Origin of the sequence: Segatella copri (assembly GCF_026015625.1) — a bacterium.
GTDB classification, from domain to species: Bacteria; Bacteroidota; Bacteroidia; order Bacteroidales; family Bacteroidaceae; genus Prevotella; species Prevotella copri_H.
On the sequence record NZ_JAPDVG010000002.1, the window covers coordinates 31,857 to 47,422 of the forward strand.

The following is a 15,566-nucleotide window of genomic DNA, read 5'->3' on the forward strand; positions in this document are numbered from 1 at the left end:
AATCTAAATCTTATAAAGTTAATACTTCAATGGTGAATGTGGGCGGAATCTCTTCCGACCACATTTTTTGCATTGGCTTCCTATTTCATTTTTTAAGTGATACGAAACCTGTTTTCTTATTTTCCCTGGCACATTTTATAAACATCAAACCATAAACCATGCAACATGTCAAGCAGTTTGATTTTATCGTCTGAAGATATGGGTAAGCCGGCAATCTCCTCTGGTTCGAAGCTGACGGATGAGACTTCATTTTTTAGCTCTAGCAAGAGCATATCCATTCGTTTCTCCAAGTATTGTTTCAACCAAGAGAGTTTGTCAAAATCACAAGTTGGAATTTTGATGTTTGATACATATTTTTGTTTCTTATCACCTGTCACTGAGTACAAATTCGCAAACCATATATCGCCAAAGCCAACACTCAAACTGAGTTCTATGCTATATATCTTTCCCATATAGGAAAAAACATACTCACTTTGAGCTTCATCACCTATGTCAAAGTCAACCCATTGATTCATCTTCATATGCTTGAATGATTAACAATAGTTGTTCTTCACTTGTGCCCAATGTCTCCTGTACAAGATCCACCTTTGTTGTATCCATAAATGATTGTGACACAGGAAATATGTTCCTTTGCCACAAAATAAATATACAATGAAGAGGAGGAACATATGGGGGCAATGCTCCATCTATAAACAGATTTTCTTGCCGCCCAAGATTGTGGTTTTCCCATTGGAATTGATAGACGAGATTATCCTACATGAAATGAGTCATCTCAAATTTATGCATCATAGGAAACAATTTTGGGAGTACTTTAGTTTCCTGCAAGGAAGAGATGCCAAACTATGCAAGATAAAGGAAAGTGTATTTTTCGCCAAATACGACGAAATGATAGAGTTCTTACTAAAATAATTCAACTTGTGCAACATATTTTCCTACTTTTCCGTTATCTTTGTACCAAAATTTTAAGAAACAAAATAAAACAAGATAATATGGCAATCAACCAATTAAACAAATATGTCTGGCTCGTGGAAACCATCCACCGGGCAAAGAAAAGGGGCGGCATCACCCTGAAGGAAATCCAAAGCAGATGGTTGGACTCTGACCTCAGTGAGGGAACGGAACTCTCCCGAAGAACCTTCATCAACAACATCCATAGCATCGAGGAACTGTTTGAGATAAACATCGAATGTGGCAGCGGATACCGCTACAACATCGAGTATGGCGACTGTTTCGATGAAGGAAGTACCCGAAGTTGGATGCTCAATGCCTTCTCCCTCCATGCCATGGTTGGCAACAGCCGCAAGCTCAAGGAACGAGTCCTTTTGGAAGATATGCCTTCTGGCAGAAACTTTCTGGAAGACATCATCAAGGCCATGCGTGACAACCATGTCATTTTCATCTCTTACTATAGTTACAATTCCGAGAAGTATTATGAGTTTGACATCCATCCTTATTTCGTGAAGGCTTTCAAGAAACGCTGGTATGTGGTTGCCTATAGCCCTGGCACGAACGATATCCGTTGTTATGCCCTTGACCGTATGGAAAATGTCATCATCTCAGACAAAGTTTTCAAGATGCCAAAGGATTTGGAACCGGCCGAATATTTCAAGGATTGCTTCGGAATCATCAATAACGAGGATTCCGAAGTTCAAAAGGTAGTGCTCAAGGTAGATGCCTTCCAGAGCAACTACATACGTAATCTTCCTCTCCATGAGTCTCAAAAGGAAATGAAGCGTACCGATGAATACTCCATCTTTGAGTATCACCTGAAACCAGAGTTTGATTTCGAACAGGAGATTTTCTCTAACATGGACACCATGGAAGTACTGGAACCACAATGGCTAAGGGAAGAGGTGAGTGAAAGGTTGAGAAACCTTGCTAAGAAATACAAGATCTGCCCTTCTTCTTAACTCCTCTCAACAAATGATTAAGGCGGTAAATACGTAATTTTGTATTTACCGCCATTTTCATTTCTGCCAAGGAAAATGATATTGATGCAAACTATTTTGAATCATAAGGAAACGACGATTCGTGCCTATCGCTTTCTGATCAAACTTACCTTTAGGAGTATTGAGCACTCCATCGAAATCCAAAAATATATACTTCTCCATAGGGGATATTTAATTTTGATTATACATTAGAATCCTATCTTTCTCTTGGCCCTGGCACCTTCCAACCTCTCGCTCTCGCAAAACTCGGTAAGAGACTTGACCATCTTCTCCGGGCTACCATGCAAAATAGTCTGAATGGTGTAATGACGGGCAATATTCTCAATCTCACCACCACTGAAATCATAGCGGGCAGCAAGGAAAGAAGCATCAGCATCCTCCAAAGAAGGTATCATCGCTTGCCAAATCTGTGAACGGCAAGCCAAATCAGGCTTCTCAAATTTCACTTTATAGAGGAAACGACGCTCAAAAGCCTTGTCCATGTTCTCTGCGAGGTTGGTTGTGGCGATGAGAATACCATCCAGCTGCTCTATCTCCTGAAGGATGATGTTCTGAATACTGTTCTCCATCTTTTCCACAGCTCTTTCCGCTCCCACCTGACGCTTGCCGATAATAGCATCAGCCTCATTGAATAACAGGATAGGAGCCTTGACAGATTGCTTCACCTTCTGCTTATAGTCATCGAAGATACCCTTGATGTTCTTTTCGCTCTCGCCAACCCACATGCTCTTAACCTCTGACACGTTCACCTGAATCAGGTCACGCCCTGTCTTCCTGGCTATCTGAAGAACAGTCTCCGTCTTGCCAGTACCAGGCGCGCCATAAAAAAGACAAGCAAAGCCACTCCTGAAATTGGTTTCCCTCAGACGATTTCTGATACTCTGGTAGTGCTCTTCCTCCAAGAGTGTTGCCAGCTCATCAACTTGCTTTCGTTCCTTACTGTTGTAGAACAGCTGCTTGGGTTTGATGTCCTCAAATGACAACATCCCTCCCTTCGGCCGGACACCACGCATGGAAGACAGGTTGAGCTCAGAGAAGAGCAGTTTCTTGGCATCGTCTGTAATCTTGAAGGACTCCCTGTCCACAAAGCCATCATCATTGGTATACTCGATAAACTTCTCCACTAAGAACAAATGGTCACCTTGGCTCAAGCCTCTCTTTGCCCATCTCCAGGCAGCCTCTCCCTCCTCGTAGAGAAATTCCAAGTCGTGATAGCGGATATCGTCATCACCATCTATGACAAAGAGTGTACAGAACAACAGAAAAAGGGAAAATTCTGTATCCTCCACATCTATGTCAAATGAAGACATGGCCTTGACAAAAGCCAGGTTCTCATTCTTGCGAACCAATGCCCTGAGCTTCTTTTTCAATATTTGCCTGTCAAGTTTCCTGCGACGGCATTTTGTGAACAGTTCATTGAACTTGTCAAACAATTCCCTGGCTGTAAGCTCCTCCACATCAGAGGGTATATAACGTTGATTCTGCTAAAATGCCTCCATCACCTCCATGGGGATGCAGTAGTAAAGACCTTCATCCTTACTCCGGCAGACATATTCCTTGTCAACAAGTTCCTCTGTCTCCTTGGAATATCGAAGCAAGCTAAGGATTCTGCAATCCAGAAAATCCGTATAGTCAGAAAACTGGATGTGATTGTCATCACACCTGTCGGCAAACAAGGCCATGATGGCACTGGCACGCTTGGAGATACACAACTTGTCAGAAACAAATCCAAGATATGGGTCTGCCTCCTGATAGAACTTCTCACCAAGTGAAGAACCCTTGGCTTTGTCTACGATAATCTCGAAGGCTTGGAGCAAGTCCATCTGCTCCATACCTTTCTTACATGACGTTTGCATAACCATAATAGCACTACATTAATACATACAATTTTCTCCATGAGGGAAAGACTTTTGAAGTCAGTTCCTCCCAATATGGTTCTCAAATAAGGTCTATTTCCCATCAGTCATCATTTTTTAAATGAAGAAATCATCCTCTTCTTCGTCCTCACCATTAGGAAACATAACACTTCTCTCATACTCAGGGTCATAAATATTATACCCATTCTTCACCTGCCGGATTTTCTTCTGGATGGCACCAATCTTCTTCAGCTCAGAAAGCTGCAGATGATCCTGCCTGGACTCCGATATCTCCTCCAACTCTCTCTCAAAGGAATCTACCTCAGCCTGAAATTCATTAAATTCAGACTCAGATTCTTCGAAGAGGTCAGTATCAAGAGCCTCATTCAAACGTCTGTTCATTTCCTCCAATTTCATCTTTAATGCCGTATTCATCTGTCTGATATTTTAAAAGTAAAACAATTGACACTCATATACTTTGTGCCTGATTCTGTATTCTGGTGCAAAGTTACGGGGCAGCAATGAAAGTTCATTTCACAGGTTGAGAATATTTTCTCCAGAGCAACTATTTTTCTCACCATTCAGCTAATTTTGCAAAAAAATAGAAAGGAAAAAGCCCTATCCGCCATCAAAACCAGTTACCTCAACAGCTATAAGATTCCTAAGCCTGTCATCACGAATCGGCATAACATCTCAAAGGCAAAAGACCTTTGGGAAGCCATGATAATAAGGAGATCTTTATCAAGGAAGGACAACCCCCAATACCAGAGAATGTAAAAGATTGGGGAATAGAAGAAGAGGAAAAAACTGTTGTTGAAAAAGAGATTCAAAGAATTTCTTTGCATTTAGACAAAGTCTTTGATTTAAAGAATCAACAGGCAACTTCAAGGTTGGAATTGGAAAACCTCAAATTTGAATGGACTCACTTCAAGAGCAATCATAACATTTCAGAGAGAGTGTAAACTAAACTGTAAGGTCGTAGACAGCAAGGTGTTTTCTATCTTTGACTATCTCTATAGTCAATATACTGATATGCGCATTGCATTCTTGGAAAGCCATCCGAAAATCTCAGAGTATGCTTCTGAGAACATTGCGTATTCTCTGATCAAAAGTATACTTGAAAGTGACCGGAAGTATTCCTGTCTCCATGTATTATGCCATATCCCTTTGCGTTCAATCTTCAGGCAAACAGACTTAATGAGTGAAGAAGAAAGAATTTATGCAGGCAATTTCAATACCCATGTAGATTTCCTGATCATAAATCGGGCTACCAAGCAACCATTACTCGGTATAGAAATCGATGGTTATGCCTATCACCATAAAGGAACCGTACAAAGTAGTCGTGACGCCCTAAAGGACCACATCTTCAAATCATATCATCTCCAACTCTTAAGATTATCAACAAAGGGTGCAAATGAAGAAGAAAAAGTGAAGGAACGGCTGGATACGATTTGCTGACACAAATGCAGACACAAAAGTAAACACAAACATATGAATAAAAAAAGAATGAAATGAAAGTATTTGCACACTATATGGGAAATGAAAAAGATTGGAATCTTTCTGAGGATGGATTCCATGAAGAAGGCTTCAGAACAAGAACTGTGGTATGAAAATATCAGATACAGGTTCTACCCAGGACTCCAGGTAACCTTTGACAAGAAAACGGTCAAAATACGCTTTGCCTATAAAAAGAACAATGGCTTTTCCATAGCGGATTACAACAATCCTGATGAGAAAAAAGCAAGAAATCTGCAAGTTATCAGCAAATAACCACGAAATCAATCGTAAACTATAACTATTAACTGTAAACTATAAACTGCTATTCCCAGGCGGTCCATCCCGCACAACATGGCGAGGGCTTTGATGCCCCGCCAACCTTAGAGCGAAGCGGTTCCGAGCACCGGAGGGCGGTTACATCCCTAATCCCTGTGGTAGGGATTTAGGGCTTGGGTATAGGGTAAGGACCCTCCCGCAGGGGAGGGACAGGTGGGGCAAATATAGCACTAAGGGCGGTTTCCCTCTTCTTCCCTAAGAGAAGAAGACCGAGATGAGAGGTGGAGCCTTCCTTAACGGTAAGGAAGGTTTCTGTCCCCTGTAAGGGGAACCGAAGGGGGCGTAAAGACTTTTAAGCCCATCAAGAATATCAAAAGAAATTAGTCATGACTATTAGGTTTTACCCTAAACATAGCCACAGTGTTTGAAAATTCTGCAACAATATCTAAAACATTCGGATTATCTTTTCGAATAATTAAAGCTGCAAAATTTTCAATTCCCTCCATATCTTCGATACTGACAGGCATCAAAATAAACTTATCTTTCATTTGATAAGAGGAAAACCAATATTCAAACAGACGGCTTCGCATATGCTGCTTACCATCCCCACTCTCACAAATATACAAGAGAGCTGCTTCGTTCATATTAAAGAAGTTCTCTATGATAAGCATCACCGTATCACGCATTTTCAAGTCTCGTGGAGAAGGTATTTTATTTACATTGATGATAGAAAAGACATATGATTCTGCATTTTCAATGATGTCATCATCATCAAAGCCAATAGCAAGTACCACACCAAAATCACTTTTAAAGCGATAAGTTCGAGACGTTTCATGCCAATAAACCTCATAAGGAGCAGAAGCATTAATTATATCCAAAGGAAGTGGTTTCATTACCAAACATTTATATATTTAGGATATACCCCCGTTCGTTCCTTATATTCCTCACAAAGGCTCTTAGTAATTTCAGCTACACGAGCCTTTTTACGCTCTTTTGCCGCCATAAATCTTTTCATAGCAGCTTCACGTTTTTCCCAAAATTCTTTATCTAATGTATCCATAATAGTTCTCCTTTTAAATTCTTTAATTGCAATCTGCCGCAAAAATACGCTTTTTCCTCGAAACCACCAAGAAAATCAAAAGAAATCTGCAACTCATCAGCGAATTACTACAAAATCAACTGTAAACGATAAACTATTAACTGTAAACTATAAACTGCTATTCCCAGGCGGTCCCATCCCGCACAACCATGGCGAGGGCTTTGATGCAGCATCAGGTCTCCCCCCGCAACAGCCTGGCGGTCCCATCCCGCAAAAAATGGCGAGACCTTTGATGGTCCGCCAACCTTAGAGCGTAGCGGTTACGAGCACCGAGAAGGGCGGTTTCCCTCTTCTTCCCTGAGGGGAGAAGACCGAGATGAGAGGTGGAGCCCTCTTTAAGGGTAAAGAGGGACGGGGTGATTTTCGAAAAAACAGCACAGAGGGCGGTTACATCCTTCCCTTTTCGAGAAGGGTTTCTGTCCCCTTTGAGGGGAACCGAAAGGGTCGTAAAGCCTATTGTGGCTTGGTTAGGATGTGGAGCTCTCCTTGCAGGAGAGACGGAGAGGCAGAAAGTAAATCACCGTTAGAACGCAACTGCTGATTTTCAGCAGTTAGCACATCCAACATTTTTCAAAAAAATAATCAACTGCCTTATCTTTACAATACTTGCGCAAGCTACGACCTTTACGATTTTGGTTGTAATCCTGCATTACTTTTTCGAAATATTCCCTTGTTTCCATTATCAAGCTGTTTTGATTACGGATGCAAAGGTAATATATTATATAGGTACCGCCATACGGGCTAATGGTAATTTACTGGACGCTTACGAAGATTACTAATGGAGTAAACGGATATCATCGGAATTAGTGAACGAGTATCGACTGGAATACGCAGAAGAGTTACGAAGTTTTCTATCTCTACGATTCTTATTACGGCTATCACAAAATACTTACTATGTATCTAATAGCCTCCATATTTTCTGAAATAATGATATTGCAGATAAATGAATCCTCTTATATGAACTTCTAATCCCTTCAAAAGACAGAAACACAACAAAGGCATTCAGAATTACTTCATCAATTTCTTTGCTAAACAAAAATTCTGCAAATTGAAATTTCTTTATGCATATGATACAAACAAAAACAGCATAGGCCACATTCAAAAGAAATTCTACAGAACCAGCATCGTAAATATATATAATTAATTCTGCAATTCTTTTTTTAAACCTTTTTCCTTCGGTATGAGTAACGAATGGAGTTTTACAGATTACTCGCTTTATATAAGATGGACAATATACTAGAATAAATGAACTCAGTACTAATATAACAAAATACTCTGTAGGCTTACAAATCAGTCCCGGAGCGACTTTATTTGTGAGAAAAATAACAATATATACAGGAAGCACAGCCGAGATAACAGATACAACACTCACGATAAGCAATGCCATAAATGGCAAGTTTAATGTAGAAAAAAGATAAATTACACTAATCGGAGTTTTCATTACTTTAAACAGGGCCATCTTCCAAGTCACTTTTTGGACATTATGTGACTCCAGTTGCGGACATAAATATATAAACAACATTATTAAAACTACCCCCAAAAAGATAATGATGGAAAATACTTCTGGTGGCAGAAAGGTAAATATACAAAACGATATGCCACCTAAAAATAAAATTAAGAATGACACAAGCTTAAGCCAACTATTGAAGGACAGTTCCGGTAACAAACTTTTTGCTTCGGATATTCTCCTTTCATTCTTACAGACATAATGAGTAAGACTTAAAGATCTCACGATTACAGCCCCCTTACATTTTTCTGCCATAAAGGAAAAAGGATATTCACAAATGCTACCATCTCCAAAGAAAACGACAACAGATTCACTGGGGGAATCTATAGAACCATCTTCTATACTTATAAGTTTTCTTCTTTTTACTCTACATTTTCTTGAAGATAGTTTTGTTGATTTGGCTAGTAACCTATCAACGATAGGATATACTATTTTCTTTTCAAGACCTAGATTTCTATAATCAACTATCTTACTCCATGCAGCCATCAAAAAGCAGTATAAGATGATTAATATAAAACCTGCACCAAACAACATTTTAAATTCTTCATTCCAAATAAGGCTCAAAAGTAATATAGAATGACAGCCATAATAATGTAAGAAAAATAAATACCCAGTTATGAAGAAATCTATATCTTATATACATTACTACAACCTTTCCTGGAAGAAAATGTTCATCTACTGTATAAGAATGATTATTTCGATTTAACATCATAAAAAACACACGCAGCTAAACGCTTATTTTTTACATTTAATATTATTTATAGGGTGAAGGATTGCTAAGCTCGATATGAGAGAAGTAACATCATAACTTTTGGTACCAATATACCGCTATTATCATATAATTGTAGCGGTGAATCAGTACCAAAAAGATATCAGGCTCTCAAGGAAGCAAAAGCCCTATCCCTTACAATCTGCGGCATATATGAATTCTTCTCAACCTGATTGCCAAGACCAAGTTTAGGATACACCATACCACCAACTCCCGGTAATACGACGCCATTATCATCTCTGACATCATCAATTGCAAATGTAAGGAATTTAAATTTTGATGAAACAGAAGCAGGAAACTCCTTCATTAAACTATCCTTAGCATTTACATACATGACAGGAGCTGCGATTATAATATTCTGAGGGTTTACACGTTTCACAAGATAGTTCAACTGTGATTTTACAACACAGGAAGTACTGATAATCGATTTTACGACTATCATCGTATCACAAGTATCACCCTCCATATCTACATAAGATTTATTGATTTCAGAAACCTCTATCTTTGGATCTTGGCTGATAGTAATCCTATTAGACCACAAAACAGCCAGTCCAATATCATGATGCAAACTATCAATCAAACCTTTCGCCAACCAATCAGCATCTTCAGACGCACAGACAAGCAGCACATTTCCTAACTCAGGATATCTTTCAGTAATTAACACCCCAAGTTCTGAGCCTAATTCCGAAAAGGCCATACGATATACTGCAGAATCAACATTTGGCATTATGAGCTGAGTTAAAGCTTGTTTAACCTTCAGTTTATTCTCATGATTTAAATTTTCAAATATTCTTGCCATAACCTTTCCATTTTAAATCAAGTTTTGGATCATAGTTTCTACATCTTGAATTTCCAATAAGCTACTCATCTTTTTGTCGTTTAACTTAAGAGTACCCTCAAAATGCCGAAAACTCCATTCTATCACATTTTTATCAACCTTTAAAGAGAAGCCCATGCCACTCAGCAGTGTAACCAATTGATTTTTTAAAGTTTCATCTATTGGCATTCCACCATACCACTTATCTTCCATCAGAGTCCAATACCCCTTTACATCCAAGTTGCTATACGCATCAGCTTGCCATAGCGAAATGAGAATCATTGAAACTACTTCAATCTTGTTATTCTCGCCAGGTTTACAACCTACAGCCTTATAAGCAACATCTGCAAAATCTTGCCAATAAATGTATTCATTCAAGCAGTGCAACATCGGATAGGATTCTACAGAGGTAACCCCTTTCAAGCCATCAGGCATACGCTCTATTAAACTATCTTTTCTGCCACTAACCACGAGTTTTAAAGAGAACCTTTCAGCCCGCTCTTCACATAGCTTCTTCTGCATGGAGAAATCATATTTCAATTCACCATGTTTCATACTCCCCCAAGATGGATTTTTCTTATTCTTTAATTGATGATAAACATTCGTTGTACCATCAGAAATAAGCAAATCATCCACATAAGCATCTTCAACTTGCCCTGAGACGATAGTCGAATCATTCCCATTAGCTATTTCACGGAATATTGCGAAAACAGCATAATAGGCTTCATAGAGATTACCTCGTCTACCACTTTCACCGCCACGATGCTTATTGGTTAAGTATAATTTTTCATCTTCATCCATAACGATGCATTTTATTTAACAGCGCAAATATACTTATTTTTTTCAACATCAAGCAAGTTTTTTATCAAAAATAATATCTTTTTAACGTAAAGTGTCCCCTATTTCATATCATTTGATAGGAATCAAGATAAAAGAGCATCAGGATAAGATGCTTTCAACATTATCACTGCGAAAACTCCCGATACGAAATAGCCCTCAATATAAATCATTATTGTTTCCAAACCCTACTCTCCTTCAAAGTAATTTTTAAACTTCACAATGGGAGTTATATTCGGTAAATAGTGTTTAAAAGCCATTTTAAACTGTTTTTCTATATCATCTTTACACGCCTTATCCAAATTATCAACAATATACAATGCAGCATCATGCATAGGCATAACAAGTTGATACCTGTTTGAATAAATGGAATTCTCTACATTTAGCAAAGCCTGTTTGAAAATCAAGGAGGAAGTACTTTGAATAAGATGGTTTACAACCCATTTGTTTTCACTAGTAGCATCCAACATTCTAGCATTTCCTAATGGAGAACTAACATAACCTTTTTGAGAATACTCTTTTATAATTTTATCTATTTCTGATTGCGGACAATACTTTTCAAAAAAATTCTTTGCACCATCAACAACTATACCTCCATAAACAAAACAATAAAAGTAAGTTTTGGCCATATCCTTATCTACTTTTGTCAAATTCATCAATTCTTCATAGATTGTACCCTTATTGTATAAATCTATAAGATTTTTATTTTTTGTAATTCCAGCCAAAATTCCAGCTTCAAATTGACTATAATCTATATAGATGTATTCCTTATCTGGATCCTTCAGAAATTTTCTGTATTCTCTTTTTAAATTCTGCAAAGCCGGTTCCCTCATCATTATCCTTCCTGTGGCAGAACCAAAACCTTTATATTGAGGTTGACATCTTCTGTTTTCAGAAAAAGATGACATATATATCAAAGACTCGAAGGCCTTCTCTGTTTTATTCAACTGAATATAAGTACTTAATTCTGGATGTTTTTTTGCCAATATTTTAAGTTTATAATGATCAATTGTCCACTGAGAAATATGATGATCAAGCATATATTGAGTAACGTCTGGTACAACCTGATTATACTCTATTTGAATTTTATTTTTCAGATGATACATCTCAGAAAAACAATTTTCACATTCATCCAAAATTGCCTCATGGTTTACATAGAATCCTCTGCGCTGAGCTCTAAATAATAATGAATTGACAGGAATTTCTATCTTCTCTATTCTCTCCCATTCACCATTTCCCTTATTTTTCATTTCACAGAAGCACTCCTTTAAAAGAAGTAATACCGCATCAATTTGATTCTCTTCTCCTTCCAAATCTTTATCTAGATAATACTTGATCATTTCCGCTTCGTTCCATTCCCATTTATGTATATCCACATAGTTTAAGGATTGTCTAATTTCCTTATCCAGACATTCAAAATCTAAGATCTTAGCCATACAGCCGTCATCAAGACAGCTTAACAATTCAGATACATGAGGAGTCACAAACAGACAGTTCGGATACAATCGGTTTTTCTTTATAGTCTCTATAGAATCACTTTCTTCAGCACTAATGGCATAAGCAACCTGTTCATATACTACTACGATATAAATTTTCATAAGCCAGAATAAAATTCAGGAAACAAACTACTACTACTTTTTAGATAAGTAGAACTAATACGATGAAAATAGATTAAGCCTCTTTCTTTATGCTTATTCAAGAAAGAATGGCATACCTGTAAATCGCTAGGAAGTACAGCTTTTACCGCATCATCTATCGCCTCACTCTCAATAGCCCGACATGCAATCAACGCACATCGTTGCTGAACATAACCATGAATTTGCCCATTTCTCAATTTATGCAATAAGATTCTATTGTATTTAGGCTTGATTGTTGCCATATAAATCATAATAGCAGCAACTTCTATTCTTCTAGTTTCATCATTAGAATCAATCTGCTGGGCTGCATACTTTAGTAATTCTGGAGTCTGATATTTGAGATACGCCAATAACATCCACAGATTGTATGTTTGCCATTCATAAGTAAAATGTCCTTTCATCAGAGAAGCAGCTATCTTTTCCTTTATGTTACTGATATCTCTAGCCTTACTTAATGAAGCCAGTATTTGACACAACAATGGTGTTAAAGAAGGATCATTCTCTTGCATATCTACAAGTTCAAGCAGAGCATTAAGAAATCCCTCCCAACCTGTATATAGTTTAATTGGACAAGTACTAAGTATATGCAAACAGAATTTCAGCGATCTTTCTGCTCTATCAATGTCTTGCGCATTTCTATTAAACAATGCCTGATTCACCTCCTCCATTAGTTTAGCCATTGCGTTCATACGTCTTGCCTTTTGATGACTGCGCATTAGCACATAAATCATTTGCTTGGTGTGATCATAAGAATAAATGTTCTCCCTGAAACGAAAAGTTTTTTCCTGGTCATCTAAGCTTATGAATTCCACTTTTTGAGCATTTAGGGCCAAGCCGATAGAACGCAATTCTTTCTCCATAAGTTGTAGCAGATGCCTAGCTTCGTAAACATCAGCTGCAACGAAGTAGATATCATCCATAAACCTACAATAATTCAGAGCTCTTGATAGCATAAATTCATCAACATGGCTTACATAGAAAGTTGCCAACAACGAAGAAGCGTCACAGTTTTGCGGAATCCCCACCTTGTTTTCAGGCTCATCAATCTGCTGTAAGAACCCATTTAAAAAAACTACTGCTTTTTTTTCTTCATTTGAACTAGCTATCTCATATAATAACCTGATGAGAATTTCCTTGTTGTTTGTATCATAATAATTGAGTAAATCAACTTTAACCAGGCAGCCTTTTCCTTCCTCAATCCAATCCTTGATAAGATAATTCATTTTTATCCACTGCTGGACCCCATTTACTATCAAGCCTGGAACATTCTCCTTATTATATCTAGCCGAAAAGACATAAGGGCTCAAGTTTCTATCTATAGCAGGACCTAGGATTTGCAGTAAAGAAGTGTAAACAAGGCGGTCTATGAATCTACCTATCATAGCCTTTCTTAAGATAAGTGTTTTTTTAGGCAAATAAGCTATTGGCATTTTTTCAGCCTTATAGTTTATTCGATTTTCTTGAATTGAGAAATATTCAAGAACAAATGCCTTATTACACATATCAGCATAATGCAAAGGATCGAAAAACCAATCATCTCTCAAATCATATCCAAGATTATCTATACCTCTGTAGAAATCAAATGAAACCCCATTAACCAGAACATCGCCTATATTGATGATTTCTCTATTATCTGAAATCTTTGAATATTTCGACTCATTCATTTCCAGCTGAAACCATTTACGTGCTTTCAGATCTAAGTTAACGATTCCCCAGTCTATTTTAGACACGCAAATCTCATTCAGCTCAAAGTTTTGTAGCCTATATGAAGCAATCACTCCAATCAGATATGGAGCAGATTTCAAGAATATTCCAGATCCAGAAATCGCACTAAAATGGGCTATGTCTTTAACAGCATCCTTTAATCTCAAGCAAAACTGCTCATTGTCTTTTACTTCAAAAGTCAGCTTAGTTCGCTCATCCCTCAATATTGTTGGAAAGGATACCGATTCACACAAAGATTCATTTTCTACATCCATAATATTCCGGACATATATTCTTTTAGCTTTAGGCATCCATTCCTTGTCAATCTTCAAGATGGCTAAATCCATTTTATCCGAGCAATACAATCTGTTTGCCAAAGAAGCTTGCTTCACTATAAGCTCTTCTAACTTAGACTCAAGTAAATACCTCTTTACGGTAATATCACTTAGCCTATTAATTGCAACAGTTGAATTACCCTCCTGGAATATATGTTTCGCCGTTATGATGTAATTGTAATCACAGGTAGGTGGAGTTACATAGATAAAACCAGATCCGCTTTGCATAGATCCAGCTACTAACAGAGATATACTACAAGAGTTATAATTATAGTTCAAAGATTCGTTTACCATCACAGAAGAAATGATTATTTTGCATATCTTGTTCCGAAATATTCAGTTTTGGAAACAAGTCTGCATAGTAATTAAGATGAATTCGAATTTTTTCGGTCGCCTTTTTTCGCCCCCACTTGAAAATCTTCATTAAAGCCTTTTTATCAGGCAAATAATATCTATCCCCATTAGAGCAAATCACATAGTCAAAACAAACAACCTGCTCTAGAATATCCTTTGTTAAATTTCTGTAGCTGCCGTGATGAGGAAGCTTGATTAGCTCAAAACAATTAGAGTTTCCCTTTTCCAGATATTCTCCGAGAGCAGCAAACAATTTATCAGGAGTAGCATCACCCGTTAAAAGCACCTGTTTGTCTTTGCCGATATGTAGAACCAATATCATTGATTGAGCATTTACAGGAGATACATCCTTTACTTTGTCATCAACAAAAGGTTCCAGAACTTGAAATGTACTTTTCCAATCACAATAAACACTACTTAAGTTGGTATTTTCAGCGTTTATTTCAAATATTTCACCTCCATAAATCACTTCCAACCATCCATCATTTCCAATATTGAATTGCTTACCTGTTTGCACTTCGGAAATCCAATTTACATCATTTCGTATAAGCAATTTTCCCATTTTCAATGCCTGATTGGCTGATAACATATATGGATTTCCTTTAGCCCCTATTTTAGTTGCATTAAACCACACTTCGCCAATCATATTTTTTAGCGATACTGTTGAGGACAGTTTTGATAAGATTTTATAAATTCCCAATATATGGTCTTCATCGTAATGAGTAATTATTAGCAAATCGATGATTTCGTGATTAGCTACAATTTCCCCAACCAACGACTCCAACTCCTCACACTTTGGTCCACCATCGATTATAACATGGTGCCCATCGTGTTCTATGTGAATGGCATCGCCATTATAAGCTTGCAAAAAAGTAATAGTCATAAAAGTATTCATATAGTGTCCTTTGTCAAGAGGACGAAATAATTAT

The 15,566-nt window shown here is 37.6% G+C and carries 17 protein-coding genes; 5 read left to right on the forward strand and 12 right to left on the reverse strand.

The features are described from left to right. Positions 1–116: 116 nt before the first annotated feature. Positions 117–521, reverse strand: a complete 405-nt coding sequence (locus ONT19_RS15680) for a hypothetical protein (protein WP_117729121.1) — start codon at positions 519–521, stop codon at positions 117–119. Positions 522–651: 130 nt separating this feature from the next. On the opposite strand from ONT19_RS15680, the gene ONT19_RS16360 reads away from it, so the two are divergent. Together ONT19_RS16360 and ONT19_RS15685 are read left to right on the forward strand one after the other, a co-directional pair. Beyond that, positions 652–909, forward strand: a complete 258-nt coding sequence (locus ONT19_RS16360; protein ID WP_117729119.1) for a M48 metallopeptidase family protein — start codon at positions 652–654, stop codon at positions 907–909. Between the two features lie 80 nt (positions 910–989). Next, entirely contained in the window at positions 990–1,910 is a 921-nt protein-coding gene (locus tag ONT19_RS15685; protein WP_117729117.1) for a helix-turn-helix transcriptional regulator, read from the forward strand. 227 nt (positions 1,911–2,137) lie between these two features. On the opposite strand, the gene ONT19_RS15690 is transcribed toward ONT19_RS15685, so the two are convergent. The 3 genes from ONT19_RS15690 to ONT19_RS15700 all read right to left on the reverse strand — a co-directional run bounded on the left by ONT19_RS15690 (position 2,138) and on the right by ONT19_RS15700 (position 4,240). Beyond that, complete coding sequence (locus ONT19_RS15690; protein WP_264953461.1) at positions 2,138–3,319, reverse strand: ATP-binding protein; 1,182 nt, start codon at positions 3,317–3,319, stop codon at positions 2,138–2,140. 114 nt (positions 3,320–3,433) lie between these two features. Continuing rightward, entirely contained in the window at positions 3,434–3,805 is a 372-nt protein-coding gene (locus tag ONT19_RS15695; RefSeq protein WP_264953462.1) for a hypothetical protein, read from the reverse strand. A 117-nt stretch (positions 3,806–3,922) separates the two neighbouring features. Next, positions 3,923–4,240 (reverse strand): hypothetical protein, encoded by a 318-nt coding sequence (locus ONT19_RS15700; protein WP_264953463.1) that lies wholly within the window; start codon positions 4,238–4,240, stop codon positions 3,923–3,925. Between the two features lie 275 nt (positions 4,241–4,515). On the opposite strand from ONT19_RS15700, the gene ONT19_RS15705 reads away from it, so the two are divergent. From ONT19_RS15705 to ONT19_RS15715, 3 genes are all read left to right on the forward strand, one after another. Continuing rightward, on the forward strand, positions 4,516–4,767 hold the full coding sequence (locus ONT19_RS15705; RefSeq protein WP_264953464.1) for a hypothetical protein: 252 nt from the start codon (positions 4,516–4,518) through the stop codon (positions 4,765–4,767). Between the two features lie 70 nt (positions 4,768–4,837). Beyond that, positions 4,838–5,263, forward strand: coding sequence for a DUF2726 domain-containing protein (locus ONT19_RS15710; RefSeq protein WP_118191813.1), 426 nt, complete (start codon positions 4,838–4,840; stop codon positions 5,261–5,263). Between the two features lie 81 nt (positions 5,264–5,344). Continuing rightward, positions 5,345–5,575 carry a hypothetical protein gene (locus ONT19_RS15715; RefSeq protein WP_264953465.1) on the forward strand — a complete coding sequence of 77 codons (231 nt, stop codon included), beginning with the start codon at positions 5,345–5,347 and terminating at the stop codon, positions 5,573–5,575. Between the two features lie 383 nt (positions 5,576–5,958). Here ONT19_RS15715 and ONT19_RS15720 read toward each other — a convergent pair whose 3' ends face one another. The 8 genes from ONT19_RS15720 to ONT19_RS15755 all read right to left on the reverse strand — a co-directional run bounded on the left by ONT19_RS15720 (position 5,959) and on the right by ONT19_RS15755 (position 15,520). Beyond that, a complete protein-coding gene (locus ONT19_RS15720) occupies positions 5,959–6,471 on the reverse strand; it encodes a DUF6169 family protein (protein WP_154482372.1) in 513 nt (170 codons plus the stop codon). After that, a complete protein-coding gene (locus ONT19_RS15725) occupies positions 6,471–6,638 on the reverse strand; it encodes a hypothetical protein (protein ID WP_167529954.1) in 168 nt (55 codons plus the stop codon). Before ONT19_RS15725 ends, ONT19_RS15720 begins: the two co-directional genes overlap by 1 nt. Positions 6,639–7,569: 931 nt before the next feature. Then, positions 7,570–8,718, reverse strand: a complete 1,149-nt coding sequence (locus ONT19_RS15730) for a hypothetical protein (RefSeq protein WP_264953466.1) — start codon at positions 8,716–8,718, stop codon at positions 7,570–7,572. Between the two features lie 338 nt (positions 8,719–9,056). After that, positions 9,057–9,752 carry a uracil phosphoribosyltransferase gene (locus ONT19_RS15735; RefSeq protein WP_264914352.1) on the reverse strand — a complete coding sequence of 232 codons (696 nt, stop codon included), beginning with the start codon at positions 9,750–9,752 and terminating at the stop codon, positions 9,057–9,059. Between the two features lie 12 nt (positions 9,753–9,764). Further along, positions 9,765–10,571 (reverse strand): DUF4297 domain-containing protein, encoded by an 807-nt coding sequence (locus ONT19_RS15740; protein ID WP_218487428.1) that lies wholly within the window; start codon positions 10,569–10,571, stop codon positions 9,765–9,767. A gap of 224 nt (positions 10,572–10,795) precedes the next feature. Then, positions 10,796–12,205, reverse strand: a complete 1,410-nt coding sequence (locus ONT19_RS15745) for a DNA polymerase (protein WP_264914354.1) — start codon at positions 12,203–12,205, stop codon at positions 10,796–10,798. Beyond that, positions 12,202–14,577, reverse strand: a complete 2,376-nt coding sequence (locus tag ONT19_RS15750) for an RNA-directed DNA polymerase (RefSeq protein ID WP_264953512.1) — start codon at positions 14,575–14,577, stop codon at positions 12,202–12,204. The genes ONT19_RS15745 and ONT19_RS15750 overlap by 4 nt, the downstream gene beginning before the upstream one ends. After that, the gene (locus tag ONT19_RS15755) at positions 14,552–15,520 is read right to left on the reverse strand and encodes a ComEC/Rec2 family competence protein (protein ID WP_264964891.1); all 969 of its coding nucleotides are present in this window, start codon (positions 15,518–15,520) and stop codon (positions 14,552–14,554) included. The genes ONT19_RS15750 and ONT19_RS15755 overlap by 26 nt, the downstream gene beginning before the upstream one ends. Between the last annotated feature and the right edge of the window lie 46 nt (positions 15,521–15,566).